Origin of the sequence: Nocardia carnea NBRC 14403 (assembly GCF_000308515.1) — a bacterium.
Taxonomy (GTDB): domain Bacteria; phylum Actinomycetota; class Actinomycetes; order Mycobacteriales; family Mycobacteriaceae; genus Nocardia; species Nocardia carnea.
Window position 1 is genome coordinate 36,147 of sequence record NZ_BAFV01000015.1, and the last position, 26,132, is coordinate 62,278.

21 protein-coding genes are annotated in these 26,132 nt (G+C 65.0%); 13 read left to right on the top strand and 8 right to left on the bottom strand.

Annotation, left to right across the window (positions count from 1 at the left end):
- Positions 1-56: 56 nt before the first annotated feature.
- The 4 genes from ON22_RS04230 to ON22_RS04245 all read left to right on the top strand — a co-directional run bounded on the left by ON22_RS04230 (position 57) and on the right by ON22_RS04245 (position 3,532).
- The gene (locus ON22_RS04230) at positions 57-1,115 is read left to right on the top strand and encodes a DNA-directed RNA polymerase subunit alpha (protein WP_033244293.1); all 1,059 of its coding nucleotides are present in this window, start codon (positions 57-59) and stop codon (positions 1,113-1,115) included.
- Between the two features lie 51 nt (positions 1,116-1,166).
- Positions 1,167-1,667 (top strand): 50S ribosomal protein L17, encoded by a 501-nt coding sequence (gene rplQ, locus ON22_RS04235; protein ID WP_033244294.1) that lies wholly within the window; start codon positions 1,167-1,169, stop codon positions 1,665-1,667.
- Between the two features lie 99 nt (positions 1,668-1,766).
- A complete protein-coding gene (gene truA / locus ON22_RS04240; protein ID WP_081595318.1) occupies positions 1,767-2,633 on the top strand; it encodes a tRNA pseudouridine(38-40) synthase TruA in 867 nt (288 codons plus the stop codon).
- Between the two features lie 80 nt (positions 2,634-2,713).
- Positions 2,714-3,532: an LLM class F420-dependent oxidoreductase gene (locus ON22_RS04245; RefSeq protein WP_033244295.1), complete on the top strand. Its 819-nt coding sequence runs from the start codon at positions 2,714-2,716 to the stop codon at positions 3,530-3,532.
- Between the two features lie 103 nt (positions 3,533-3,635).
- On the opposite strand, the gene ON22_RS04250 is transcribed toward ON22_RS04245, so the two are convergent.
- Positions 3,636-3,980 (bottom strand): metal-sensitive transcriptional regulator, encoded by a 345-nt coding sequence (locus tag ON22_RS04250; protein ID WP_033244296.1) that lies wholly within the window; start codon positions 3,978-3,980, stop codon positions 3,636-3,638.
- 119 nt (positions 3,981-4,099) lie between these two features.
- On the opposite strand from ON22_RS04250, the gene ON22_RS04255 reads away from it, so the two are divergent.
- From ON22_RS04255 to ON22_RS04265, 3 genes are all read left to right on the top strand, one after another.
- Positions 4,100-4,909 (top strand): S-methyl-5'-thioadenosine phosphorylase, encoded by an 810-nt coding sequence (locus ON22_RS04255; protein WP_033244297.1) that lies wholly within the window; start codon positions 4,100-4,102, stop codon positions 4,907-4,909.
- Between the two features lie 35 nt (positions 4,910-4,944).
- Positions 4,945-5,505, top strand: coding sequence for an NADPH-dependent FMN reductase (locus ON22_RS04260; protein WP_033244298.1), 561 nt, complete (start codon positions 4,945-4,947; stop codon positions 5,503-5,505).
- Between the two features lie 142 nt (positions 5,506-5,647).
- Positions 5,648-6,448, top strand: coding sequence for a hypothetical protein (locus ON22_RS04265; protein WP_156052299.1), 801 nt, complete (start codon positions 5,648-5,650; stop codon positions 6,446-6,448).
- A gap of 56 nt (positions 6,449-6,504) precedes the next feature.
- Here the strand turns inward: ON22_RS04265 and eccE are convergent, their stop codons facing one another.
- Complete coding sequence (gene eccE / locus ON22_RS04270; RefSeq protein ID WP_051157147.1) at positions 6,505-8,187, bottom strand: type VII secretion protein EccE; 1,683 nt, start codon at positions 8,185-8,187, stop codon at positions 6,505-6,507.
- Between the two features lie 111 nt (positions 8,188-8,298).
- Here eccE and eccB point away from each other — a divergent pair, with 111 nt between their 5' ends.
- On the top strand, positions 8,299-9,765 hold the full coding sequence (gene eccB, locus ON22_RS04275; RefSeq protein ID WP_051157148.1) for a type VII secretion protein EccB: 1,467 nt from the start codon (positions 8,299-8,301) through the stop codon (positions 9,763-9,765).
- 467 nt (positions 9,766-10,232) lie between these two features.
- On the opposite strand, the gene mycP is transcribed toward eccB, so the two are convergent.
- Together mycP and eccD are read right to left on the bottom strand one after the other, a co-directional pair.
- Complete coding sequence (mycP, locus tag ON22_RS04280) at positions 10,233-11,594, bottom strand: type VII secretion-associated serine protease mycosin (RefSeq protein ID WP_231508573.1); 1,362 nt, start codon at positions 11,592-11,594, stop codon at positions 10,233-10,235.
- A 41-nt stretch (positions 11,595-11,635) separates the two neighbouring features.
- Positions 11,636-13,102: a type VII secretion integral membrane protein EccD gene (eccD, locus tag ON22_RS04285; protein WP_033244301.1), complete on the bottom strand. Its 1,467-nt coding sequence runs from the start codon at positions 13,100-13,102 to the stop codon at positions 11,636-11,638.
- A 172-nt stretch (positions 13,103-13,274) separates the two neighbouring features.
- On the opposite strand from eccD, the gene ON22_RS04290 reads away from it, so the two are divergent.
- From ON22_RS04290 to ON22_RS04305, 4 genes are all read left to right on the top strand, one after another.
- A complete protein-coding gene (locus tag ON22_RS04290; protein ID WP_033244302.1) occupies positions 13,275-17,306 on the top strand; it encodes a type VII secretion protein EccC in 4,032 nt (1,343 codons plus the stop codon).
- Positions 17,306-18,739, top strand: a complete 1,434-nt coding sequence (locus ON22_RS04295; RefSeq protein WP_033244303.1) for a type VII secretion-associated protein — start codon at positions 17,306-17,308, stop codon at positions 18,737-18,739. Before ON22_RS04290 ends, ON22_RS04295 begins: the two co-directional genes overlap by 1 nt.
- A gap of 139 nt (positions 18,740-18,878) precedes the next feature.
- Positions 18,879-19,220, top strand: a complete 342-nt coding sequence (locus ON22_RS04300; RefSeq protein ID WP_033244304.1) for a WXG100 family type VII secretion target — start codon at positions 18,879-18,881, stop codon at positions 19,218-19,220.
- A 31-nt stretch (positions 19,221-19,251) separates the two neighbouring features.
- Positions 19,252-19,542 carry a WXG100 family type VII secretion target gene (locus tag ON22_RS04305; protein WP_033244305.1) on the top strand — a complete coding sequence of 97 codons (291 nt, stop codon included), beginning with the start codon at positions 19,252-19,254 and terminating at the stop codon, positions 19,540-19,542.
- 170 nt (positions 19,543-19,712) lie between these two features.
- Here ON22_RS04305 and ON22_RS04310 read toward each other — a convergent pair whose 3' ends face one another.
- The 4 genes from ON22_RS04310 to ON22_RS04325 all read right to left on the bottom strand — a co-directional run bounded on the left by ON22_RS04310 (position 19,713) and on the right by ON22_RS04325 (position 24,965).
- Positions 19,713-20,846, bottom strand: coding sequence for a DUF7373 family lipoprotein (locus ON22_RS04310; protein WP_043739831.1), 1,134 nt, complete (start codon positions 20,844-20,846; stop codon positions 19,713-19,715).
- 38 nt (positions 20,847-20,884) lie between these two features.
- Positions 20,885-22,444, bottom strand: coding sequence for a serine/threonine-protein kinase (locus ON22_RS35475; RefSeq protein WP_081595319.1), 1,560 nt, complete (start codon positions 22,442-22,444; stop codon positions 20,885-20,887).
- Positions 22,445-22,560: 116 nt separating this feature from the next.
- Complete coding sequence (locus tag ON22_RS04320) at positions 22,561-23,763, bottom strand: DUF7373 family lipoprotein (protein WP_156052300.1); 1,203 nt, start codon at positions 23,761-23,763, stop codon at positions 22,561-22,563.
- An 11-nt stretch (positions 23,764-23,774) separates the two neighbouring features.
- Complete coding sequence (locus tag ON22_RS04325; RefSeq protein WP_156052301.1) at positions 23,775-24,965, bottom strand: DUF7373 family lipoprotein; 1,191 nt, start codon at positions 24,963-24,965, stop codon at positions 23,775-23,777.
- Between the two features lie 285 nt (positions 24,966-25,250).
- On the opposite strand from ON22_RS04325, the gene ON22_RS04330 reads away from it, so the two are divergent.
- Positions 25,251-25,985, top strand: a complete 735-nt coding sequence (locus tag ON22_RS04330; protein ID WP_033244640.1) for a lytic transglycosylase domain-containing protein — start codon at positions 25,251-25,253, stop codon at positions 25,983-25,985.
- Positions 25,986-26,132 lie beyond the last annotated feature (147 nt).

Sequence of the window (26,132 nt, forward strand, 5' to 3'; positions counted from 1 at the left end):
ACAACCACTGAACGAGGCGTCAAATAGCGGGCGCCCAACACAGGAGGATTGATCCCATGCTGATTTCCCAGCGTCCGACCCTCACCGAAGAGGTCATCGCCGACAACCGCTCGAAGTTCACCATCGAACCCCTCGAGCCGGGTTTCGGGTACACCCTCGGTAACTCGCTGCGGCGCACCCTGCTGTCCTCGATCCCGGGGGCCGCGGTGACCAGCATCCGCATCGACGGCGTTCTGCACGAGTTCACCACCGTGCCCGGTGTGAAGGAAGATGTCACCGACATCATCCTGAACCTCAAGGGCCTGGTCGTGTCCTCCGAGGAGGACGAGCCGGTCACCATGTACCTGCGTAAGCAGGGCCCGGGGACCGTCACCGCCGATGACATCGTGCCGCCGTCGGGTGTGGTCGTGCACAACCCGGATATGCATATCGCCACCCTGAACGACAAGGGCAAGCTCGAGATCGAGCTGGTCGTCGAGCGTGGTCGCGGTTATGTCCCGGCGGTGCAGAACAAGGCGACCGGTGCGGAAATCGGCCGGATCCCGGTGGATTCGATCTACTCGCCGGTGCTCAAGGTGACCTACAAGGTCGAGGCCACCCGTGTCGAGCAGCGCACCGACTTCGACCGGCTCATTCTCGACGTGGAGACCAAGAACTCCATCAGCGCACGGGACGCGCTCGCCTCGGCGGGCAAGACCCTGGTCGAACTGTTCGGCCTGGCCCGTGAACTGAACGTCGAAGCCGAAGGTATCGAGATCGGCCCCTCCCCGGCCGAGGCGGATCACATCGCCTCCTTCGGGCTGCCGATCGAGGATCTGGACCTCACCGTCCGTTCCTACAACTGCCTGAAGCGCGAGGGTGTGCACACCGTCGGCGAGCTGGTGGCGCGTACCGAATCGGATCTGCTGGATATCCGCAACTTCGGCCAGAAGTCCATCGACGAGGTCAAGGTCAAGCTGCACGCGCTGGGCCTGTCCCTCAAGGACAGCCCCGCGTCCTTCGATCCGTCCAGCGTGGTCGGTTACGACGCGGCCACCGGCACCTGGTCCGACAGCGGCACCTTCAGCGACGACAACGGCGGCGAGCAGGACTACGCCGAAACCGAACAGCTCTAGGCCTTCGCGGGGCGGGCGCCCCGGAACGGTCTTTACCAAGGAGAACCCACAATGCCCAAGCCCAAGAAGGGTGCTCGCTTCGGCGGGTCGGCGTCGCACCAGAAGGCGATCTTCGCCAATCTGGCCACCGCGCTCTTCGAGCACGGTCGGATCACGACCACCGAGGCCAAGGCCAAGGCGCTGCGCCCCTACGCCGAAAAACTGGTCACCAAGGCCAAGGCCGGTACGCTGGCCGATCGCCGCGAGGTGCTCAAGGTCATCCGGAACAAGGACGTCGTACACGATCTCTTCGCCGAGATCGGTCCGTCGTTCGAAGGCCGCAGCGGCGGCTACACCCGGATCATCAAGACCCTGCCGCGTAAGGGCGATAACGCCCCGATGGCGATCATCGAGCTGGTCCGGGAACAGACCGTGACCAACGAGGCCGATCGCGCCCGCCGGGTGGCCGCGTCCCAGAAGACCGAGGACCAGGCCCCCGAGACCGAAACCGAAGCGACCGAGGCTCCGGCCGAGGAAGCTGCGGCCGAGGAGAAGGCCGACGACAAGGCGTAATTCGTCTGCTGCGGATGCCTCGGCGCGTCCGTGGTTCGTCGACGAGCCCGCCGCCCGTTCCGGGCGTGCGGGCTCGTCCCGTATCCGGAGGATGGTCAGGTGAGCGAATACGACCCGGGAGCGCCGGAGCCTCGGGACGAGCCGGCGCCCCAGGTGACCCGGTTCCGGCTGGATATCTCCTATGACGGCACCGATTTCACCGGCTGGGCCCGGCAACCCGGACTGCGGACCGTGCAGGGCCAGCTGGAGGAATCACTGGGCAAGGTGCTGCGCGAACCGGTGCAATTGACGGTGGCCGGGCGGACCGATGCCGGTGTGCACGCCGAAGGTCAGGTCGCACATTTCGATACCTCGGCGGAGGTGGACGCGGACAAGCTGATCCACCGGATGGCGAAGTTCCTGCCCCGGGACGTGCGAATCACCGGAATCCGCCCGGTACCCGACGAATTCGACGCCCGCTTCTCGGCGATCCGCCGGCACTACGTCTATCGCCTCACCACCGCGCCCTACGGTCCCGACCCCCTGGCCGCACGCAGTGTGGTGGGCTGCCGCCCGGTCGACCTGGAAGCGATGCGTGCCGCGTCCCGCACTGTTCTCGGCCTGCACGATTTCGCCGCCTTCTGCCGGCGCCGGGAAGGCGCCACCACGATCCGGGAGTTGCAGCGCTACGAGTGGGTGCGCGACGGCCACCGGCTCGACGCCTACGTGAGCGCGGATGCCTTCTGCTGGTCGATGGTGCGCAGCCTGGTGGGTGCGGTCCTCGCAGTAGGGGAGGGACGGCGCACGCCGGAATGGGTTGCCGGGCTGCTCGAGGAACGGCAGCGTTCGAGTTCGGTGACGGTGGCGCCCGCGCACGGACTCAGCCTGATCGCGGTCGACTACCCTCCTGAATCGGATCTCGCAGTCCGCAACGCACAGACCCGGGAAGTCCGCTCGATTGCACCGCGTGGCTGCTGCGGGGACTGATAGGCATAACGCCAGGACGGTGGGGACGGCGATAGGGTCGGTGACGGAATTGTCCGGTCGACGACAAGGTTGCGGTAGACATGACGATTGATCTCGGACGTTACGGCGTATGGCGTTACTACAAACTGTTCACCCCGGAGGCGGCGGCCGAACTGGAGGGCCTCGGGTACGGGGCACTGTGGCTGGGTGGCTCGCCGACCCCCGATCTGCCGGTGGTGGAGGATCTGCTCGCGGCGACCGAAACGCTGAAGGTCGGCACCAGCATCGTCAATATCTGGACCGCGCCCGCCGGTGCGGTCGCTGAATCCTTCCACCGGATCGAGCAGCGGTTTCCGGGTCGGTTCGTGCTCGGTATCGGCTGCGGTCATCCCGAAGCCGATAAGCCGTATCGTTCCCCGTACGAGGCCCTGGTCGAGTATCTGGACGAACTGGATGCTGCGAAGGTGCCGGTTTCCGGCCGGATGCTCGCCGCGCTCGGCCCCAAGGTGCTGAAACTGGCGGCCGATCGCACCGCAGGCGCCCTGCCCTACCTCACCACGCCGCAGCACACCGAGCAGGCCCGCACCGCAGTCGGTGACGCACTGCTGGTGCCCGAGCAGAAACTGGTCGTCGATACCGACGCGGAACGTGCCCGGGCCACCGGCCGCTCGGTGGTCGATATGTATCTCGGACTACGCAACTACACGACCAACCTCCAGCGGCTGGGCTACACCGACGACGATATCGCCAAGCCCGGCAGCGACCGCCTGCTGGACGCGCTCGCCGTGCACGGGTCCGCCGAACAAGTCCGCGCGCATATCGACGCGGGCGCCGACCACCTGGCGCTGCAGGCGCTGGGTGAGGACTACCTCGCCACCCTGCGCGCCCTCGCCCCGTTGCTCACGCAGAGCAGCCGGTAGACATCCACGTCCGGACCCGGCGCCGGCCGTTACCCGGCAGCCGGTCCGGTGCGCTGGTAGTCGAGCGACGGCTTCGCTCCGTGCCGCCGTCGTCGATTCGGTATCAGGAGCGGACGAGGCGGGCGATGGCGTCGGTAGCCTCTTTGATCTTGGCTTCGGCCTCGGGGCCCCCGGCGACCGCCGCGTCCACTACGCAGTGGCTTATATGGTCCTCGAGCAACCCCATCGCGACGGCCTGCAGCGCCTTGGTCATTGCGGAGACCTGCGTGAGGATATCGATGCAGTACTTCTCCTCTTCGACCATCCGCTGCAAACCCCGCGACTGGCCCTCGATGCGGCGTAGCCGCTTCAGATAATCTTCCTTGCTGGTGATGTAGCCGTGATGTGCGTGTCCGGGGGCAGCCGCCGGATCGGTGGCCGTGTCGGCTGGGGTCGGGTCGGAAGTCACCGGGTATCTCCTCTGTGCCGGTCGGGAGACCGTATATACCCCCACAGGGTACAGTCACCGGCGATTTCTGTCAGGTGCCCGCCGTGCGTTCGCGGGCCGGGCGCGCGAGAATCGACACTATGACATCCCACGATCGGCCTGCACTGGCGGTTATCGGCGGTAGCGGATTCTACGACTTTTTCGACGGCGCCATGGAACCGGTGACGGTACGCACGCCGTACGGCGACCCGAGCGCACCGATAACGGTCGGCACCGTCGAGGGGCGTCCGGTCGCGTTCCTGCCCCGCCATGGCACGCGGCACGAATACTCCCCGCACACGGTGCCCTACCGGGCGAATATGTGGGCGCTGCGTTCGCTGGGCGTGCGGCGGATCTTCGCCCCGTGCGCGGTCGGCAGCCTCCGCCCGGACTGGGGGCCGGGCACCGTGGTGATCCCGGACCAGCTGGTCGACCGGACCTCGGGCCGGGCCCAGACCTACTTCGATGCCAACGGCATCCACGTATCGTTCGCCGACCCGTACTGCCCCGATCTGCGCGCGGTCGCGGTGAAATCCGCGGACAGCGCCGTCCACGTGCAACCGCACGGAACGATGGCCGTGATCCAGGGTCCGCGTTTCTCCACCCGGGCCGAAAGCCGGTGGTATGCGGCGCAGGGCTGGGAGCTGGTCAATATGACCGGTTATCCCGAAGCCGTCCTCGCCCGTGAACTGGAAATGTGTTACTCCGCCCTCGCCCTGGTCACCGACCTCGATTCCGGGCTCGCCGAAGGCGAAGGGGTGCGGGCGGCGGATGTCTTCGCCGAATTCGAACGCAATATCGGCCCCTTCAAGAAGCTCGTCCACGACGCTGTCGCCGCCATCGCCGATACCGGAACCTGCGAGCACTGCCGGGTACACGCCGGTGTCGCACTCCCGTTCGAGCTGCCGTGAACCGACCGGATGCGGTAGCGGGCGAGTCACGTGCTGTGGACGGTCCGCTCCGCCTGGAGGTGATAGTCGCCAGTATCCGGCCGCAACGTTTCGCACCCGTGGTCGCCGACTGGTTCGTCCGCACGGCCCGCGGCCGGCCGGAATTCGACACCGGGGTCATCGATCTCCTGCACACGCCGCTCCCTCCGGACCTGTCCGAAACACCGGAAACCGAGCGCTTCCGCCAACGGCTCGCGGCCGCCGACGCCTTCGTCGCGGTGACCTCGGAATACAACCACGGTTATCCGGCCTCGCTGAAAACCGCGCTGGACAGCGCGAAACACGAGTGGCGGGCCAAACCGATCGGGTTCGTCTCCTACGGCGGCCTGTCGGGTGGTCTTCGCGCGGTGGAGCAGCTGCGCCAGGTCGTCGCGGAAATCCACATGGTCTCCGTGCGCGAATCGGTGAGCTTTCACCGCGCCCGCAAACAGTTCGATACCGACGGCAGTACCGGGAACAGTGCCGCCATAGACGCTGCCGATCGCATGCTCTCCCAGCTGGCTTGGTGGGGAAACGCCCTGGCCGCGGCTCGGGCGAGCGACCCGTATCCCGGGTGAACAGGTTCAACGAGCCGGCGAAGCAACCCGATTCGTTGCGGGGTGGATGATCGGCGGTGCCGCATTCCCGGTGCGCGCTGCCGGACTTCCTCCGCGATGTGTCGGAGAAGAGTGCGATGATGGCGTCCGGGAGGAGGATTCGATGGAATCGACAGATCCACCGGAGCCACGGCGGCCGGTATCGATCGGGGAATGGGTGGCGCGGGCCTTCGCGGTGGTGCTGCTCGTTCCGGTGCGGCTGGCCTGGGAGGGGCTGAAGCTGTGCGGGCGGGCGATCGTGGCGGCGGGTGTCTTCGTCCGGGACAAGGTGTTGGTGCCGGTTCGCCGTTTCGTCTGGTTCTGGCTGGTGCGGCCGCTGTGGTTGTTCCTGAAGGACGGGGTGTGGGGCTGGGCCATACAGCATGTGCTGTGGGGAATGGTGCTCACGCCACTGGGTGCGTTCGTGCTGAACCGGGTGCTGCGCCCACTGCGGTATGCCGTAGAGCAATGGCTCTGGCGGCGCGCAATACGACCGGTGCTGGTCCTGGTGTGGCAGTGGGTGCTCCGCCCGGTGCTGTACGCGATCGCGGCAACCGGCGATTGGTTCTGGCAGTGGCTCCTGCGGCCGGTGCTGCATGCGATAGCGATCGCCGGCCGGTGGTTGTGGGAGTGGTGTGTCCTATGGCCGCTGCGCATGGTGCAGCGATGGATACTGCGGCCGTGCTGGATTCTGCTCGCAAGCCTGGCCGAGTACGGCTGGCGGGGCGCCACCGCGGTGGTACGTGTGCTGGTCGTTGCGCCGAGTGTGTTCGTCTACCGCTATGCGCTGCGCCCGGTGCTGCACGCACTGGCGGTGGCCGGTGAAGTGGTTGTGGTGCGCCCGATCGCCTGGGTGCATCGGCGGGTGGTGGTTCCGATGAACCGGGCCGTGGCCGACCTGTGGAACACCGTATTCGGCCGGTGAAACCCGGCGCCGCAGTGCGGCTTCGGTTTCTTCGGTCGCGGTGCGGCCCCGGATTCTCAGCGGCGCTGTGGCTGGCGTGCGGGGGCCGGCCGTGGCCGTTCCGCCGGCTGGCGGGTGCGGGGTTCGCCGATATAAGTGTGCTCGCGGGGAATCGAGACCAGGTTCAGCGGGATCTGGGTGGTCGCGGTGCGCAGCACCACCCGGCTGCCGATCGCACCGGGCTGCTGGATCGACAGATCCGGTTTGGTGGCGGGCCAGCCCATCGGGTCGCCGGTGACGTAGATCGTGGTGATACCGGCGTGCGGGGCGGGCGCCATCACACCGTCGACGACCGTCGCGGTGAATCCGGCGTCCGACTGATGGGTTTCCATCGCCAGCATCAGGCGTTCGGGGTTTCCGATCGTCTCGATCAGCTGATACCAGGCCTGCGGCCGGTTCGTGCGGACCAGGATCCGCTCGCCGACGGCCAGCGCACGGAAGACCAGCTGCTGGGCCAGGTACAGCTCACCGGCGACGTACACCGCGGAGATACCGGCACCGATGATGCGCAGCGCCACACCGTTACCCTCGTCGTCCGAGCCGATCAACTGACCGCAGCCCGACGACGGCAGCGCGAGCGCGTCCAGGACCTCGACGGGGTACTCGGCGGTGGGCACCACATCTTCCAGATCGGGGATACCGATCGGCAGATGTGCGAGCAGGCTGTCGCGATGCCGGCCGTTCACCGACATCATGCCCTTCGATTTCGTTTTCTCCGGCATCTCCCGCAGCGTCGACCGCCAGGCCGCCCCCACATGCACAGTGTCCGCGGTCGTGCCCGGGCGCAACCGCACCGCCACCGTGGTACCGCGCGACTCCGCGACCCACAACTGCGAGAGGATCTCCGACCCCAGCTGTTTCGGGTCGATCGCCGCCCCTATGTTCACGCTGTTGCCGAGTTCGGCGTAACGCCACCGATGGGTGAGATCGCGCGCATCGGCACCGTGAATGACCTGCCGCACGGCCGACCGGATCTCCGATGCGGTGAGCAGGCGCGAGGCGCAGCCGGCGTCCTCCAGAGTGCGCACGATGCGCTGGGTTGCGATGGTCACCGACCGTGCGGCTCCCTCGTCGCCACCGCCCCGCCGGGACGCGGCGCCGGGGCAGTCGACCATATCGAATCCGATCGCCAGCCAGACGGTGCGATGCGCTGTCGCGGGCAGCGGGCCCAGCAGCGATTCGTAGATGGCGCCCGCCGGTGTGCCGGAGCGGCTGCGGTGACCGTGGCTGATGATGTCGATACCGCTGAGCAGAATATCGTGCTGGGCGAGGCAGGTCGCCAGTTCGGCCATCGGCAGCAGATGTGACGCGTGGACGGCGGTGCGGTCGATCCGGGTCAGCCCACCGGGGGGAGGCAGTACCTCGACGACGGCGACAACCCGGCTCTCGTCCCAGTACAGGCCCAGCGAACGGTCGTCGGGGCCGCGGAAATCATCGCTGTCGCCGATCCGGTATTCCCGTTGCGCGCGGTAGTTCCACCAGGTGGCGATCCAATCCAGCAGTACCCGGCGGCCGATCGGGATCAACGGGATCAACCCGGTGACCACCGCGACTCCCAGGGCGATCCACGGGCTCAGCCCCGCCAGCAGCACGACGGTCGCCGCGCCGAGCGCGAGTACCTGTGCGATGAGCAGGTTCGGCATCGAAATACGCCCGAACAGCAGGTTGCGCCTGCGTCCCGATGTGGCTGGCACGGCCATAAGAGTCCCCCAGGTACCCGGTGTCGGCCGATTATCGGGCGGCCGAGCTGAACTACGTCCCCGGGAACTGTACTGTGTTCCGCGAGCACGAGCACAGTTCGGGGGAAGACGATGCCTTCAAAGCCCACAACTCGGTGGCAGATCAGCGGCTACAACTTTCTGGTTCGCCGGATGGAGCATGCGCTGGTGCGACGCGACGTGCGAATGCTGCACGATCCCATGCGTTCCCAGGTGCGTGCCTATGTGGTGGGCCTGGTCCTGGCCATTGTGGTGCTGGCGGGATGCGGTGTGCTGGCGCTGCTCCGCCCACAGGACAAGGTCGGCGACAACAAGCTCCTCATCGGTAAGGAATCCGGCGCCGTGTACGTGGTGCTCAACGATGTGGTGCATCCGGCACTGAACCTGGCCTCGGCCCGGCTGGCCGCCGGTGACGCTCCGAAGGCGGTGATCGTCAAGGAATCGGAGGTCGGCAAGAAGGCGCGCGGCCCACTGATCGGTATTCCCGGTGCACCCGGCGCGATCCACTTCGACTCCGAAGGCAAAGGCCGGCAGTGGACCATCTGTGACGTGCTGAAGAACGACGGCAGCCAGGACCGCACGACTTCGGTGCTCGCGAGCGGTCTGGAACTGGGCGCGAAGGCCTCGGCCGTGGAACCCGGTAAAGCGCTGCTCGTGCAGGGGGAGAAGCACACCTACCTGGTGTACGACAACAAACGCGCCCGGGTCGATATGAACGATCGTCCGGTCACCGACGCCTTGAACATCACCGGTGCCACCCCGCGCCCGGTGAGCGAGGGACTGATCAACGCGATCCCCGAGGTCCTGCCGCTCATCGCCCCGCCGATCGCCGACCCCGGCGGTGTACCCGATTACGAGATCGGCGATCACCGGATCGGCGAGGTGGTGCAGGTCGGTACCTCGCAGGAGTTCTATGTGGTGCTCGCCGACGGCTTGCAGCAGGTCTCACCGCTGACGGCGGACATCATCCGCAATGCCAATCCGCAGACCTCCAGCGATTTCATCATCGATCAGGCCCAGCGCACCCGCGCCGCGGTTTCCTCGGCTCTGCAGGTCCAGACGTACCCGGCGACGGCACCGAGCATCCTCGAGGCCATGGATCGGCCGGTGAGCTGCCTGTCCTGGAAACCGGTCCCGGAGGCAGGGGAGAACACCGGCACCCGCGCCGAGCTGCAGCTGATCACCGGAGTGAGCCTGCCGATGAAGGACGACGCCAAACTGGTTCCGCTCGCGCAGGCCGACGGTTCCGGCCAGAACGTCGACTCCACCTATATCGCCCCGGGCACCGGCGCCTACGTCCAGACCACCGGTATCGAACCGGACAGCAGGCGTAAGGACAGCATCTTCTATATCGCCGACACCGGTGTGCGGTTCGGGATAAAGAACGCCGACGCCGGGAAGGCACTCGGTATGCCGGACAAGGCCGAACCCGCACCTTGGCCGATCGTCGGGCTGCTGGCATCAGGGCCGACCCTGGGCCGAGAAGAGGCGATGGTCGCGCACGACGGTGTCGCACCGGACCCGGAGCCCGCGGATCAGCCGGTCGCTTCCACGAAATAGTCCGCGTTCCGGCTCCCCGCAGGATCCCGGGAGCCGGAACCGCATCTACCCGAACCGTTTTCGGTGAGTAGGCCGGTTCGGCCTCCGGCCGGGCTGCGTGACCGGGCCGCCGATCCGGTCCACGAGTCGGTCGGTTGACGATTCGGCCCGGGTGAGGTGCTGATCGGCCGGTACGCCTGACAATTCCGGGCCCGGGTCAACCGGCTCCCGAGGCGTCCCTGGCCCGGCTTGCACAGTCTGTTCTGCCTCGTTGACTCACCATGCCGGGGCAGCCGAGCGGGACCGGCCCGGCACGAATCCGACAACCACCCCCCGGATTCCGGCCCGATGGGTGCGGAACCGGCGGAATCAGGTTGTCACACCGGGCGAGACGAGACGACTTCTACTTACCGCCGGCCGCGTCTTCCCGGAAAGCAACCGGCACGGCGGCGGCCCGGCAGTCGTGGCTGTCCGCGCCGGAAGCGACGTCAGGCGTCGTCTTCGCCCACTCCGAACCGTCGCCGCGTGGGGAACGACGCCAGGTAGCCGATGATCAGGCTACCGCCGATGATTCCGCTGCCGATCAGTGCCACATTGCGGGCCGTGTGGTCCGGCGGGTCGGGTGGCGTGGGTACCGCAAGTTGTTTGCTCACCGGCGGATTCGGATCCTTGGGCCGGAGTTCGTCGGTGACCTCGTTGGTCAGGGCGGCGACCGGATCGATCGCGCCGTAGCCCACGTACGGATTCCAGCCCTCGGCCGGTGCGTGCGCGGTGGCCTGGATCCGTTTCATCACTTCCACCGCGGAAAGCTCCGGGAAACGTGAGCGGACCAGTGCGACCACACCGGACACATAGGGCGCGGCGAAGCTTGTTCCGTTGATGCTCTGCTGGCCTTGGGCGCCGACGGTGCCGTTGATGACCCCGGTACCGACCGAATCCAGTGAGACGATGTTCTCGCCGGGTGCGGCGACACTCAACCATGGTCCGGGAACGGTGAATTCGGAGGGAGCACCGTCGGCGTTGATGGAGCCGACCGAAAGCACCAGATCGTCATAGCGGGCCGGGGTGACATTGACGGTTGTTTTGCTCCACGGATCCGCGGCGGGGTCCAGCGGATCCAGAATGTTGGTGTTGCCCTTGCAGTTGTCGTTGTCGGTGTTACCCGCAGAGGTGACAACTACGGCGTTCTTCGTGTGTACCGCATAGTGCAGTGCCGCACCCAGCGATCCGTCGGAGATGGGGCTGGAACTGCAGGCGACCTCGGAGATGTTGATAACCGTGGCGCCCATATCCGCGGCGCGGCGGATGGCCTGCGCCATGGTCGCGACATTGCCGTATCCCTCTTTGGAGAGGTCCTCGGGGGATTTGGTGGCGTTACTGCCAGCCTTCACATATTTATCACTCGTCTGGCGGATCGCGAGGATGGTCGAGGCCGGGGCCACACCGGAAAAGCCTTGACCCGGAACTTGGCTCGCGGCGATGATGCCGGCCACCAAGGTGCCGTGCGCATCGCAGTCCTCGGTGCCGTCACCGCTGTTCGCCACGAAATCCCCGCCCGGGCGTAGGCCCGGCAGTCGCGGATGCCGGGCGACACCGGTATCGATCACCGCGACGAGCTGACCTTCTCCTTTGGAGAATTGCCACGCGTGCGGGAGATCCAGGGCCGCCTGTGCGGCCGGCACGGTCGGCCCCTCGCCGCCGGCGACCGTGCTGGTGCAGGGGGCGTTGTTCTTGCGTTCGGTCGGTTCGCTCGGTTTCGCCGGATCGCCGGAGGGCACCTGGCCCGGGTCCACCGCCGGCGGCCGGTCGGCGTAGGCGATCGGTTGCGCGAACCCCAGCGATGCGCTCACCCCCAGAACCGCGGCCACGGCCGCGGTGCGGATCCCCCGGCTCACAGCCCGCGGACGAGGGAGTAGAAGTCGGCCACCCAGAACACGAGCGGCAGTACCGCGGCCACGAACCCGTACTCGATCAGTTCGGCCGCGCGCCGCATCGGCGGTGTCGCCGACTGGTTGGGGACGATGATGCCGAGGACCAGGGCCGCGATCACCATCACCAGCGCGGCCCCGAACGCCGCCATCGGCAGATCGGCCACGAACGCCATGGCTGCGAGCATGACGAGCAGGATCGCGGCACCGGCGACGATCAGGATGACGGCCTGTTCCGCGCCGGCGTAGGTGCGGCTGCGGAACATGAGAACTGCCGCGCAGACGAGCGCGAGCGCGATGCCCTGCCAGTAGAAGCCGCCGTAGTCGGGATCGGTGGCCACCAGGGCGCCGACCACCGTGACCAGTGCGGTCGCGGTGACAAGCCCGTTCAGATAGGTGCGCGCCCGCGTGGATTTCGCTTGCAGGATGTCGAGGGCGGGCAGAGCGCGATGGTCGTCGGGATCGTCCTCGGTGGGGTCGATCGGGGTACCCGGGGCCGGAACCGGCGGCAGCGGTAGTTTCGCCAGCATCATCGAAATACGCGGGGCCAGTGAGAGCGCGCCGAGCCCGACGGCCGCCACCACGGCGCCGACCGCCTCGAGTCGCTGCGCGGTGAGCAGGCCGACCAAAGCCGAGGGCACCAGGAAGATCGCGACAGTGCCGGCACCGATGAACACCCCGAGCCCGACACCGGTCACTCGCCAGGCCAGGATCGCCGTGGCCCCGAACAGCGTGGACCCGAGCAGTAGATGCGCCCAGCCGTAGTGGTCCGGGACGATGAGCATGCCGCCGGTGAACGCCGGCGGCAGTGCGCAGCTGCCGAGTACCAGTGCGGTTTTCGGATCCCCGTAGACCCGGCTCAGGACCATCGCGGCCGCCACCAGCAGTACGGTCACGCCCAGTGCGATCGCGCCGGTGATCCAGCCGGGCATCGCATCGGGCGCGGTCAACAGGCCCGTGCAACCCGCCAGCATGGCGAGAACGGCCAGTACCGACCCGGTGGTCCGCGCGGTCTTCGGATTCCAGCCGCGGAAATGTTCCGCGTCGGCGACGGCGACGTTGTACATGATGTCGTCGAACAGGGGAGTGGGCGCAGCGGCCGCAGAGCTCTCCAGCATCAGCAACTCGCCGTCGCGGATACCCTGATCGCCCAGGCTCAGCGAGTTCGACAGCGGCGGCTGACCGATCCGCGCCAGCACCCAGTCGGCCGGTTCGTACCGTTCACCCTGATTGTCGAACTCATTGGTGCGGCTGTGCGCGGCGACCATATCGACGACGCTGGGAATGACCAGGGCCACGGGCACATCTACCGGGATGGCCATATCGACCTGTGTGTGTTTGGCCAGAATGGTGACCCTGGTGAGATCCGGTGCGCGGACTATACCCCGCGAGGAATCTTCCTCCATATGGTCGAGTCGCGCATGCGTCACGCTTCCCCCAAGTTTGTTCGCTACCCTGCCGTTTTCACATTCTCCCAGCAGACGGCGCGGGTTGCGTGCCCACGTCGCGGCCAGCAGAATGCAGGTCGAACTGTACGACATGTTCGCGCCTGCCTCTACACTGAGCCCGAACATCGCATTGCCACAAGGGGGATCTCGCTCGATGACCACGGTTCGGTTTCAGAGGCGTGCGCGCCGGGAGGTTCCACGGACCCCGGGCGGCGAAGTGACACTGCAACCGCCCCCCGAGATTCCCCGGGTAACCCCCGGAAACCTGCTGATGAAGCTCATGCCGGTGGTGATGATCATCGGCATGGTCGGGATGATGGCGTTGATGTTCACGCAGGGCGGCGGTATCGCGTCCAACCCGATGTCGCTGATGTTCCCGATGATGATGATGGTCTCGATGATCGGCATGTTCGCCGGTCAGGGCAACGGCAAGGGTGCCAAGGCGGCCGAGGCCAACGAGGACCGCAAGGATTACCTGCGTTATCTCGATCAGGTCCGCAAAGATGTCGACGTAACCGCCACCGAACAGCGGGCCGCGGTCGAATGGAGCCACCCCGAACCCGGACTGGTCTGGATGCTCGCGGGCACCTCCCGGATGTGGGAACGCCGCCCCAGCGACAAGGACTTCTGTCATGTGCGCATCGGGATCGGTGGCCAGCGTCTGGCCACCCGCCTGGTGGCGCCGGAGACCGGCCCGGTGGAGGAACTCGAACCGATCGCCGCGGTATCACTGCGGCGTTTCGTCCGGGCCCATTCCACCGTCCCGGATCTACCGACCGCGGTCGCGGTGAAGGGGTTCGCGACGATCGCGCTCGACGGCGACCGCGCCCAGGCCCGCGATATGGTGCGCGCGATGATGGTCCAGCTGGCCATGTTCCACGGCCCCGACCAGGTGCTCACCGCGGTGGTCTGCGGGCCCGACACCAGCGCGGAATGGGAATGGACCAAATGGCTGCCGCATACCCAGCATCCGGATGCCCAGGACGGTATCGGCAGTCAGCGCATGTTCTACGGGTCGATCCGCGAAATGATGGCCGGTCTGGCACCGATCCTGTCCAACCGCGTCCGCTACTCCCGTAACCAGCCCACCAACTCCGCCATGGTGCACGTGGTGATCCTGGTGGACGGCGGCCTGCTCGAAGCCGAGGAGGATCAGCTGCGCGAGGCCGGATACGAAGGCGTCACCGTCATCGACCTCTGCGGCTACGCCCCGCGGCTCGCCGTATCCCGCGGCATCACCCTGACCATCCGCAACGGCGAATGCCTGGGGCGCGGTGCCACCGGTAACCAGGAACGTTTCGCAATGATCGACCGGCTCAGCCCGGAGCAGGCCCAGCAGGTGGCCCGCCGGCTGGCCCCCTACCGGGCCGCGACCCAGCGCAGCAGCGATGTCGAGGTCACCGAGGGCGAAACCATCGACACCTGGGCTCAGCTCATGGGCCTCGGCGACCTCGGTTCCTTCAACCCGGAGAGCGCCTGGCGTCCCCGCTACGGCCGGGAACGCCTGCGGGTGCCGTTCGGTGTCGGCGCCGACGGCCTGCCGGTCGTTCTCGATATCAAGGAAGCCGCCGAATCCGGTATGGGCCCGCACGGCTTGTGCATCGGCGCCACCGGTTCCGGTAAATCGGAGTTCCTGCGCACCCTGGTGCTGAGCCTGCTCGCCACCCATTCACCCGATCAGCTGAACCTGGTCCTGGTCGACTTCAAGGGCGGTGCGACCTTCCTCGGCCTCGACCAGGTCCCACATGTCGCGGCCGTTATCACCAACCTCGAAGAAGAGGCCGACCTCGTCGACCGTATGCGCGACGCCCTGGCCGGTGAGATGAACCGCCGGCAGGAAGTCCTGCGTCAGGCCGGTAACTTCGCCAATGTCTCCGACTACGAGAAAGCCCGTGCCGCCGGCGCCGACCTGGATCCGCTTCCCGCGCTGTTCGTGGTGCTCGACGAATTCTCCGAACTGCTCACCCAGCACCCGGATTTCGCGGAACTGTTCGTGATGATCGGCCGGCTGGGCCGCTCGCTGCATGTGCACCTGCTGCTCGCCTCTCAGCGGCTGGAAGAAGGCAAACTCAAAGGTCTCGAATCCCATCTGTCGTACCGGATCGGCCTGAAAACCTTCTCCGCCAACGAATCCCGCCAGGTGCTGGGCGTTCCCGATGCGTACAACCTGCCCGGCGTCCCCGGCGGCGGTTATCTGAAATCCGATTCGGGCGAGATCCAGCGCTTCCAAGCCTCCTATGTTTCGGGCCCGTATGTGGGCGGCGGTCCGCAGCGCGATATCTCGGTCGCCACCAGCGCCGGTGAAATCGATATCACCGCGCGGCCGTTCCTGGCCAAACACGTCGAATTCCGTGCCGCGGACCGTGTTCCACTGGCTCCGGAACCGATCGACGAGCCGGAACCCCTGGTCGAGGACGGCGAACAGATCTCCAACCTGGGCATGATCGCCGCCCGGATCCGCGGGCACGGTCGCCCCGCGCACGCGATCTGGTTGCCGCCGCTGGACGCCGCCCCGCCGCTCGACGAACTCAACCAGCGTTCGATCCTCACCGGCGAATACAACGCCGTCGCGAGCCTGCGCGCACCCATCGGGATCGTCGACCGTCCCTACGACCAGCGGCGTGACCCGCTGGTCGTGGACCTGTCCGGCGCCCGCGGCAACGTCGCCGTGGTCGGCGGTCCGCAGTCCGGTAAATCGACGATGCTGCGTGCGCTGATCATGTCGATGTCGATGACCCACACCGCCGAACAGGTGCAGTTCTACTGCCTGGACTTCGGTGGCGGCACCCTCGCCAGCCTCGAGGGCCTGCCCCATGTCGGTTCGGTCGCGGCCCGCCTGGACCAGGACAAGGTCCGCCGGACAGTCGCGGAGATGACCACCATCGTGCGCAACCGCGAACTGCGATTCCGTCAGCTCGGTATCGAATCGATGTCGGAATTCCGCCGCCTGCGGGCCGGCGACCCGGCCGCCAGCCAGGCCGCCGCCGGCGCCCACGAGGACCCCTTCGGCGACGCCTTCCTGGTGATCGACGGTTACGGCTCCATCCGCCAGGATTTCGAGCCCCTCGAACAGGCCATCATGAACCTCGCCGTCCAGGGCCTCTCCTACGGTGTGCACGTGGTGATCGCCCTGTCCCGCTGGATGGAGGCACGGCCTCAGCTCAAGGACCAGATCGGCACCCGCCTCGAACTACGCCTCGGCGATCCGGCCGACTCCGAATTCGGCCGCAAGGTCGCCGCGCTGGTACCGCAGGGCCGCCCGGGTCGCGGTATGACCCCGGAGAGCCTGCATATGATCACCGCGCTCCCGCGGGTCGACGGTTCGTCCGATCCGGAGGACATCAGCCGCGGTGTGGCCGACGCCGTCGCCCGGCTACAGCAGGCGACTCCGGGCCGGCCGGCCCCTCAGGTCCGCATGCTGCCCGAACAGCTCGACCGCGAACAGTTCGTGCGCGCCATCGGCCCCTGGCAGGGTGCGCCGGACCGGCGCAATGCCGCGATCCCGATCGGTATCAACGAATCCGAGCTGGCCCCGGTATTCCTCAACTTCGACGAGAATCCGCACTTCCTCATCTTCGGCGATACCGAATGTGGGAAGTCGACCCTGCTGCGCAATATCGTCAGCGGGATCATCGAATCCAATGCGCAGAACCACGCCGCGCTGATCCTCGTGGATTTCCGGCGCACGATGCTGGGGGCATTCCCGCAGGAGCGTCTGGCCGCCTACGCGACCGGCGCCGAGGGACTGAAAACCAATATGCGCGACCTCGCGGGACTCTTGCAGACGCGTCTGCCCGGGCCGAACATCACGCCGCAGGAACTGCGGGACCGCTCGTGGTGGTCCGGCCCGGACCTGTATGTGGTCGTCGACGACTACGACCTCGTTGCCAGCGGGTCCGGCGGTAATCCCATCGCGCAGATCGTGGATTACCTCGCCCACGCCAAGGACATCGGCCTGCACCTGATCATCGCGCGGCGTTCCGGTGGCGCGGGCCGGGCCATGTACGAAGCGGTGATCTCGCGAATGCGGGATCTGGCCACGCCCGGCCTGGTCATGAGCGGTAGCCGAGAAGAAGGCAACTTGATGGGCAATGTGCGCCCTAGCGCCATGCCGCCCGGCCGGGGGACCCTGGCCGGCCGGTCCGGCGCCGAGCTCATCCAGACCTCGTGGATGCCGGGCCTGTAATGCCCGCCATCGAGATCGCGCTGACCGAAACCCGGCTGTGGGCATGGAGTGCGAACACCCACGCCGACTTCGTGCCCTCGGTCGTCCCGGGCAGCGACGGTCGTACTCTCGTGGTCGGCGAGCCGCTGGCCCCGCCGTCCATCGCGGTGTCCCCGGCACAGCTCATCACCGCCGACCGCATCGCCTACGACCCTGGTATGCCGAAACCGGTGGACGCGCTGGCCACCGTTTTCGGCCACACCCTGACCCAACTACGTATCAATTCACCCTGCGAGGGCCTGACGGTCGTGCACCCCAGCGAATGGGATCCGCACCGCCTGACCGTCCTGCATTCCGCGGCGACCCGCCATGCCGGCCAAGTGGAACTGCAGCCGGCGGCGCTGCGTGCCGTAATCGCCACGCAGCGGGTCCGGGACGTGCGCACTGTGGTCCTGGAATTCGGACCGCTGTCGACCACCGCATCGACAGTGGTGCCGAGCGACAGCGGCCCGCGGCTCGAATTCTGTGAGCACGAACCGCTTCTCGCCGCCGTCGAGATCAGCGCCGACGAACGCGGCCGCACCTCCTTCCGTTCGATGATCGAACGTCTGATCCATGGTTGCCAGGTCGATTCCGTGGTCATCGTCGGCCGGACGGACGCCGATTTCCTCAATCTCGTGGCCGAGGTGATCGGCGAACTGTGCCGCGCCGAGCTACTCGTTCTCGGCGGCGCCGACCTGGTCCGGGCCCGCAACACCGATCCCATCGACCAGCGGCCCAGCCTCCCGCCGGCCGCCGCCGACGCCGAATGGCTGCAGCCGCTGCGCGAACGAGCGGCCGCCACCAGGCCACCCCGCTCGAAAACCCCGCTCTATATCGGCGCCGCAGCGGTGATGGCGCTCGTGGTCCTGGTGGCCGGTGGAGTCCTACTCGGTATGTCCACCGAAGGAGAATCCGAAGCGGTCGCCTCCACCCCGACGACCGTCAGCGCTCCCGCGGACTCGCAAGAACCTGCACCCGACTCCGGCTCGATGACCGTAGGGCCCATTGCGTTCACCGTTCCCGATGGCTGGCGGGTCACCAACCCGACGACCGCATCGACCGACCGCGTGGTACTGGAGCCGACAGAGGGGCTGAAGGCTCGCATCACGGTTATCCAGGAACAGTTGCTGGCCCCCGGCGCCGGCTACGAACAGGTCGCCGCGGACCTCGAAGCCAAAAGGACAACGGCCGCAGCGGGTTTGTACTCTCCGATCCGCCGCGACGTGGTCTTCGGCGGCCGCTCCGGACTGGCCTATTCCGAGCATCCAGAGGGCGGATCCACCGTTGACTGGCATGTTATCGTCGAGCACAGCATCCAGATCAGCATCGGATGCCAATATCAGACAGGGGGGCAGGACTCGATTACACCTATCTGTGAAGACCTCGCATCCTCGCTGGACATCACCCGATGAAACCCGGCCGGGATTTTTTCCGAAATTCGTTGGAACCGATTGGGCGGGCGCTCCGTCCAATCATCATGAAGGCAAGTTCGGACCGTTTGCGGACGCAGGGGGTCCGGATCCGAACTCGTAACGAGGAGGAGAGGGCACGATGGCTGAAGACAAGGTCATTAATGATTCAGCAGCGATGGAGACAGCTGCCAAGCACGTTGAGGACGTGAATGGCCAGCTGACTGGCGAGATCGGCCATATTCGTAATCTCGTCGCCGGTAGCGCGGGGCACTGGAAAGGTGCTGCCCAGGGCGCATTCCAAAGGATTATGGCCGACTACGACGATCAAGCAAGGAAGCTGAACGACGTGCTTGCCGAGATCGCAGTTCAGATCCGCGCGAACGGCAAAGGGTTCTCGGCCCAGGAGCAGGCGAACCAGGACCGACTGGCGGCGCTGGGTGCCTCGGGTGACCTGAATTCGGGTTCGAGCCTCAACATTTGATCTGACATTTTCGCATAGGTTAGGAGACATCATGAGTGGCCAGATTCAGTATTCCGCAGAGCAGATGGACATGCTCGCGAACGACCTCTTGGCAGCGAAGAACAGGTTGTCTGATACGCATCTCGATTTGAGGGGTTACGTCGATCAGCTCGCCGCGGAATGGGGCGGTACGGCTAAGAATGAGTACCTCGTTAAGCAGGGTCGTTGGGACGATGCCAATGGTCGCCTGATGGAAATCATGGAGAAACTCTCGGGCATCGTGCGGGATGGTGCAGTTGACATGGCGACTACCGACGCACAGCTTGCGGCTAAATGGCTTTGATCAGGTCCTTCGTAAAGGGCAATTGAAATAGTTTGGATCCCAAGCGATTTCGCTTGGGATCCAAACTGTTCCGTGGTACGGGAAATATCCCGGATCATTCTCAGTGGATGTGGACAGGCCGTTCTGCAGCTATAGGGCAGGCGTCCGCCGAGTCAATTTGTGGGTCCGTATCAAGTCGCCTGTTCGAGAAGTAGGTACTGGGCCGCCACCTGCTGGTGTAGGTCCTGAATCTGGTTGGAATCCTCGATCACCACCGTATATCGATCGATGGTGAAGGTACACGTGAGAGAACTGGTCTCCTCGGGATGCTCGGTGCATTGGGCGTCCGGTAGCCCGGGCGGCGCGGCGATCGGTTGCCTTTCGGGCTCAGTCTGGGTTACGAAGTATGCCTTCAGCCGGTTTGCTGCAGCAGGATCTCCGGCGCGATAGATTCGGGTCGCACCGTGCACAGCCAGATCGACCTGAGCATCCTCGAACGCTCGGCCGGTCAGGTCTGGGCGCTGGATGAAATTCAGGGCAACCTCTGGGCTCATTACCGCTTCTGCGGCTGGTTCGTCGCCGACCAGAGCATGGGACAGGACCCCGTCTTTGTCGACGGGCAGATCATCGATTTGGTCGAGTGGCGTCGGCCTGTAGCTCTGAAGGGCCGTGAACTGCGTATCGAATAGTGCCTTGGTGAGTTCGGTCAGGGCTGCGGTATCAGGAGGGATGTCGACGCCTGTCCCGACCCATGCTTTGACCATGAAGGCTCCCTGGGCGACCCAGGTTGTGATCGAGCCGTACTGTCCAAGTTGACCGAACGCGGCGGGGTATTCGGGAATTTCGACGGTTCCAACCGGTGGATACGGCCCCCGAGACGCGGCTTCTGAAAGGAACCTGGCCGCATGGGCTGCCTGGCTCGACTCTGCGAAACTGAGAACGGTGAGTTCTACCGTTCTGCCGAGCATGCTGTCTTCGCGCCGCTGGCCGATTGTCTCCCAGCCGGCTATGAACCCGGGGACTTGTGAGGAGAAATCGTAGTCCTTCGATTCCGGTGGGTCGTGCCGTGTGAACATCTTCTGTAACAGGCCGATTCGGTTGAAAACCAGCTTGGGGCTCGTCTCCATGATCATAGGCACCGAGGTGCCCAGCCGGAGCGCTTCCTGGATGTCGACATTCTCGGGGGTGCGAACCTCCTCGGGGGTTCGCGGCGTAGTGCGGTAATTTCCCGGTTGCAGGGCGGAGAGGTCGATCTCGGAGCTGCTCTCGGTTTCACCGCCGCAGCCGGTCAATGTGATCAATGCAACGCACAGCGGCACGGCCACGGAATGATGGTTTAAAAGTGACAAATCAGGCCCCCTGGTCAGATTACACTCGATATGGCTGGAACCAGATCTTCGACAAGTATCTCGGGTGATTGCTCGGTCCAGACTGTGAATGCTTGAACTGTTGTAAGATCGTCGACGACAACGATTTTCGCGGACGTATTGAGAAATGCGTTCGGTAGTCCGCCGAGGCCACCGTTCCCCGCGCCGTTATCGGTCCTTCCGACAATGATCACGTCTATGAGTTCCGGAAGTCGGAACCCGGTTGGGGAGAGTTCGCGTGGAGATTTCTCGTTTCTGAGTGGTGAGTATTCGCCGCTGTAACGAAAACCGATATCGCGGAGGAAGTTCGCCTGGGGTGAGCCATCCAAGGCGGCAGAGAATAGTGTGTTCCCGAAGTTGAACGCGGCAACTGTCATGTCGGCGAATTCGGGATGCTCAGAACTGACCTGGGCAAGATCGGGTTGTCCTGTCGAGCCGGAATCATTCCCGGAGACTGTATATACACCGGCGACGATTGCGAGGAGTGTGGCGATTGTTGCGGCGCCGACCAACCAAATCTTTCGCCTGCCCGCTCTTCCGGAATGATACGGACTGTTGGAACTGTCGAGACTCTCCCTTGGCTGAGTCGTGATCGCGGCCTGGTTGCGTTGCGTGGCCATTGTCGCCGATAGCGGAGGTGAACCGGTGTATGGCGCCGGTATACCCGGATTGCTGATCCCGTGAGCGTAACCGGCCGTCTCGTATTGGGAGCGACCGAGTATCGCAGCCTCGGCATCGGCAACAAAATCCCTGCAGCTGCTGTAGCGATCATCGGGGCTTTTCGCCAGAACTCTCGCGAAGACCTGATCGAGGGCAGGTGGTAGGTCACGGCGAACGGCAGAGATTCGAGGCGGGGTTTCGTTCAGGTGCCCCATCATTACCATCGCAGGTACGGTCGATGGATAAGGATTCTGGCCGGTGAGCATTCTGAAGAATGAGCAACCGAGACTGTAGATGTCCGAACGGTGGTCGATCTGCTGACCTAGAAGCTGTTCTGGCGACGCGTAGGCAATTGTGGCCATGAACTTGCCGGTGGCGGTGAGTTCTTGTCTGTCCTCAACCGACTTGGCCACACCGAAATCAGTGAGCAATACACGTTCTTCATCGTCATCAGGACAGTTCGACAAAAGGAAGTTGGCCGGTTTGATGTCGCGATGCAGCAGGCGTCGACGGTGCGCATAATCGAGACCCTTGCCTACCTCGGATATTATCCGCAAGGCTCGGCGGACGGTCATCACGGTAGGGCCCTTCTGGACCTCTTCCGAAGCATCGGTGCCCGGAACGAATTTCATTGCGATCCAGAGCAGGCCGTTCTCCTCGCCGCGGTTGTATACCGGGACGATGTTGGGATGGTCCAGGCCGGCGGCCAGGCTTCCTTCACGTTCGAATCGCGCGCGGAACTCCGGATCGCGCGAGAGTTCCTCGTTGAGGACTTTGATCGCGTCCTGGCGTGGGAGGCTCGGGTGTTGGCCGAGATACACTGCGCCCATACCGCCGCTGCCGAGGATGCGCTCTATTCGGTAGCCGCCGATCACGGCACCGGGCGGCAATGCCATTCGTTCCTCCTCCGTTCGCTACCGACCCGGTGGCGAACCATCTTTGGTTTTTTCCGCCGGGCGGATGAGCCCTGCCGGCTACTTTGCTCGGTGATTGTCGAGGCCACGGCCAGCTCCTAGCGACTGTTCGCGAGGATGGCGTATTGGGCAGCAGTGGCCTGGTAGAGCTCGGGGGCGGGCAGATTGCCGGCCCCGTAATAGTCCACCAGTGCGACGTACCGGTCAAAGACGGTTACGCAGTAGAAGCTTTCGAAAAATCCGAACGTGTAATCGCGGTGCACACAGCGGGCGTCTGCGATCCCGGGGGGGCCAGGTATTTCTGCGTCGTATTTGCCTGGCCGCGACAATGCGGTCTGTAACTCAAATGCTTGCGCGACACTTCCGGTCCGGTATACGATCGCTCCGTTTCGAGCAACCAGGTCCACTCCGAAGGCTGAGTAATCAGGCAAGGCACCAGCATCGTACTCGAGATGGCGGTGAGAATTGCGTGAGTACGTGCCGTTCAGTACAGAATTGAGCCCATCGCCGCCGTACTTGTTCGGAAGAACGATGTTCATTATCCCATCAGGGTTCGTGGGAAGATCGAGCATATCGTCGGCGGGAGTCGGTACCAGGTCCCTCATCGCATCGAACTGTACGTCCAGCAGTCGTCTGATTCTGTCACCCATCTCACTGGATTGGTTCGCTGGGGCAGAAATGGATACGGCGACAACGTAGGGGCCTCTTGTGGCAATTGCCTGGGCACGATCGTGGCCTGCCGTCACCGCTGCCTGGACGTCCGGATATTCAGCGAGCTGGATGCTCTGCCGTCCAGGGGATGTCACGTCCAATTCGGCATCGAATTCTCGTGCCGCGGTTCGCGCGTAGCTATCATTACCGAGCCGCATCAAGACGATGGTCGCGGTCCTCTTGTCGCGGACGCTGCCATTTTCGCGCGCGGTTGCCGCGCTGGCCACCATGTAATTTCTCTCGGCAATCGGTGCGAAGGAATCCGGGAAAGCCATGGAACTGTCGGTCATCAACGAGGTCTCGTGCAGATAGCGAAGCTGGGGATCTGCTTCGTACGGCGATGCCAGGTATTCGAGCATCCGGCGGCCCTCGATTGCGTAGATCTCATTGGGGAGCATTGGATCGAATTCGAACTCGCTCGGTTCGTTCGGGGCTAATCCGTAGTCGAGTTTGGTCAGGTCAACCGGCGTAGTTCCGGGTACAGCGGTGCCAGGTACGGTTGCGCCGCATGCCGTAGCCACTATTACAACTGCCACGGCAGCCAACGCTAACTTCAGAACCTTTAGGCGCCTCCTGGTTTCCCAGTTCATTACGACTCCCCCTAGACGTTTGCGAGTAATGCGTATTGGGCGGCAGTCTTCTGATGTAGGTCCTGGATTTGCGAACCCTCTACCTGTGCGAAATACCTACCCGTTTGCAGAATGCAGAAGCTCGACGACTCGGCGTACTGCACATCCTTCCGGCGGAAGCATTCGGTATTTCCGTTATCGATCCCCGGGGGCGTGGCCAGTGTCTCCACTTCGGACATTTCAGTCCCGTTCGGCCCGAGGAAGTGGAATAGTTCTTCCGCGCCGGTTGCGGATCTGCTCTCCATTACCACGGTTTCCGCGAGTGCAATTGCGGAGACCTGCCCCTTGTGCAAGAACTCCAGACTGGTCAAGCCGCCGAGCGCATGGAGTGCTCCTCGGCCGCGGAATGTACTGGACGGGCCGATCATCGTCACCACTTGCTCACTTTTCGGTAAGGCCAGAGCCAGCACCCCGTCCGGGTCGAGCTGGATACCTTCGAGCTGATCTGCCGGCGTCGGTTCGAACTGGTCGAGTAACGGCATCTGCACATCGAGCATGGCTTCGGTGTGCTGAACCATGCTTGGAAGGTCGGCCTTTTCGGAAAGATCGTTGTACTTGACAAAGACCACATAACGGTCGTGGCTTGTCCAACTGCCCAACGAGGTCACGCCTGGACGCCAGTGCGCCTTCGAGTGTGGATACTTCGGCAGCTGAACGGGCCGGTTGTCGGTATTGAAAGTAAAGTCGTCATGCTCGAGACGTCCCGCAACGGTTTCTGCGGTCGCCGCATTGGGGAACATGAGGACGGCAATGCTCATCTGTTGTGAGGTGGCGGCTTCGCCGTCGGTTCCCCAGGTGTGGACCCATCCCGCGATCAGATCCGGTGCGATCTCGTCGAATGTGTCATTGATGACGAGAGACTGCATATCTCGGCGGTCGAGCACAACTGGTCCGCCCATCCCACCGAGGCCTTTGACGAAGGTGGGGTCGGCTTCGAACGGCAGCGCGACGAAATCCCCCAGGCGCTGACCTTCGCGGTACCTCGCGGCCTTTTTGTCTTTCGCGGTTCCGTAGTGGATCGGTTCCGTCGGGTAGTTGCCTACGTTGAGGCCGGAAAGGTCGGGTTTCAGCCGGGTGGGTTCGCCGGATACAACCGATCCGCAGGCTGTGGTGCCAGCCAGTAAGGCTCCTGCCGCCATTGCGGCGAAGACTCTGGACAGCACAGAAGGTCCCGGTCGGTGCATGGCGCCCCCCTTACGAATTGCGATCCCGCGGAATCGTACTGCACGTTCTGCAACGGAAGCGTGGTAAGTCCCGGCGTATGGAGGCTGACCAGCATTGATGTAGTCGGTTGACAGGCAAGATGTTCCGCGGGAGCTGCCCTCCGGTCGGCGCCCAGGCCGGTAGTGGACCTTCGGCGACCGGAGATGGCCGATAGCACGACCGGCCGGGTGGGACGCCGGACACAATCAGCGCGCTACCCGCCCGGCGGCGCGGCGATCTGGATGATGGATGGTGTGCGTTCCCGCAGGTACGGCGTTATCGCCGCTTCGATCGTCGCGTTGTTTCTCACCGGGTGTGGGGTGGGTGAGGAACTCGTGCCCATTCCCGAGGGGACCCCACCCGGCCCCGGGGCGCCGGTTCCGGTGATCGATATCGATGCCCCCGGCCGGACCGCGGCGTTGTTGAACGGGTGGGCGTCGGAGCATGCGGATCGGCTGGAGATGCCGGTGGCGGCGTTGGAGGCGTATGGGTATGCGGCGGTGGTGATGGGGAGATCGCGGCCCGAGTGTGGGGTCGCTTGGACGACGTTGGCGGGGATCGGGAGTGTGGAGAGTGATCACGGCCGGCATCGTGGTGCCGAAGTGGGGGTGGACGGGCTGGTGCAGCCGGGGATCATCGGGATTGCGCTGGACGGGTCGCCGGGGGTGGCGGAGATCCGGGATACCGATGGCGGGCAGTTCGATGGGGATCCGGTTTTCGATCGGGCGGTCGGGCCGATGCAGTTCATTCCGGAGACCTGGCGGAAGTGGGGAGTGGATGCCAATGGGGACGGGGTGGCCGATCCGCACAGTATCGACGATGCGGCGTTGACCGCTGCCCGGTATCTGTGTGTCAGCGGCGGGGATCTGCTGTCCGCGGAGGGGTGGAGCCGGGCGCTGTTCACCTACAACCAGTCGGAGAGCTATATGGAGCTCGTCCGTGACCGCGCCGCCGCCTACAGCGTGGGTCGCCGGGTTTGAGACCTGCTCATCGCACCGTCACCGGCGAGGGGCGACGGAGGTCTGCCCGCGCCCGGGCAGTACGACGGTGCTATTGCTGCCGAAATCGGCGTTGCGCTGGTGTGCCCGGGGCGCCGCAGTGTTTGCCGAGCTCGGTGCGGTGCGGGG

Bases quoted from the DNA above. Each gene is read 5' to 3' on its own strand.
- ON22_RS04230 (WP_033244293.1), top strand. From the start codon at position 57: ATGCTGATTTCCCAGCGTCCGACCCTCACCGAAGAGGTCATCGCCGAC.
- rplQ (WP_033244294.1), top strand. From the start codon at position 1,167: ATGCCCAAGCCCAAGAAGGGTGCTCGCTTCGGCGGGTCGGCGTCGCAC.
- ON22_RS04245 (WP_033244295.1), top strand. From the start codon at position 2,714: ATGACGATTGATCTCGGACGTTACGGCGTATGGCGTTACTACAAACTG.
- ON22_RS04255 (WP_033244297.1), top strand. From the start codon at position 4,100: ATGACATCCCACGATCGGCCTGCACTGGCGGTTATCGGCGGTAGCGGA.
- ON22_RS04265 (WP_156052299.1), top strand. From the start codon at position 5,648: ATGGAATCGACAGATCCACCGGAGCCACGGCGGCCGGTATCGATCGGG.
- eccE (WP_051157147.1), bottom strand. From the start codon at position 8,187: ATGGCCGTGCCAGCCACATCGGGACGCAGGCGCAACCTGCTGTTCGGG.
- eccB (WP_051157148.1), top strand. From the start codon at position 8,299: ATGCCTTCAAAGCCCACAACTCGGTGGCAGATCAGCGGCTACAACTTT.
- ON22_RS04290 (WP_033244302.1), top strand. From the start codon at position 13,275: ATGACCACGGTTCGGTTTCAGAGGCGTGCGCGCCGGGAGGTTCCACGG.
- ON22_RS04295 (WP_033244303.1), top strand. From the start codon at position 17,306: ATGCCCGCCATCGAGATCGCGCTGACCGAAACCCGGCTGTGGGCATGG.
- ON22_RS04300 (WP_033244304.1), top strand. From the start codon at position 18,879: ATGGCTGAAGACAAGGTCATTAATGATTCAGCAGCGATGGAGACAGCT.
- ON22_RS04305 (WP_033244305.1), top strand. From the start codon at position 19,252: ATGAGTGGCCAGATTCAGTATTCCGCAGAGCAGATGGACATGCTCGCG.
- ON22_RS35475 (WP_081595319.1), bottom strand. From the start codon at position 22,444: ATGGCATTGCCGCCCGGTGCCGTGATCGGCGGCTACCGAATAGAGCGC.
- ON22_RS04320 (WP_156052300.1), bottom strand. From the start codon at position 23,763: ATGAACTGGGAAACCAGGAGGCGCCTAAAGGTTCTGAAGTTAGCGTTG.
- ON22_RS04330 (WP_033244640.1), top strand. From the start codon at position 25,251: ATGGATGGTGTGCGTTCCCGCAGGTACGGCGTTATCGCCGCTTCGATC.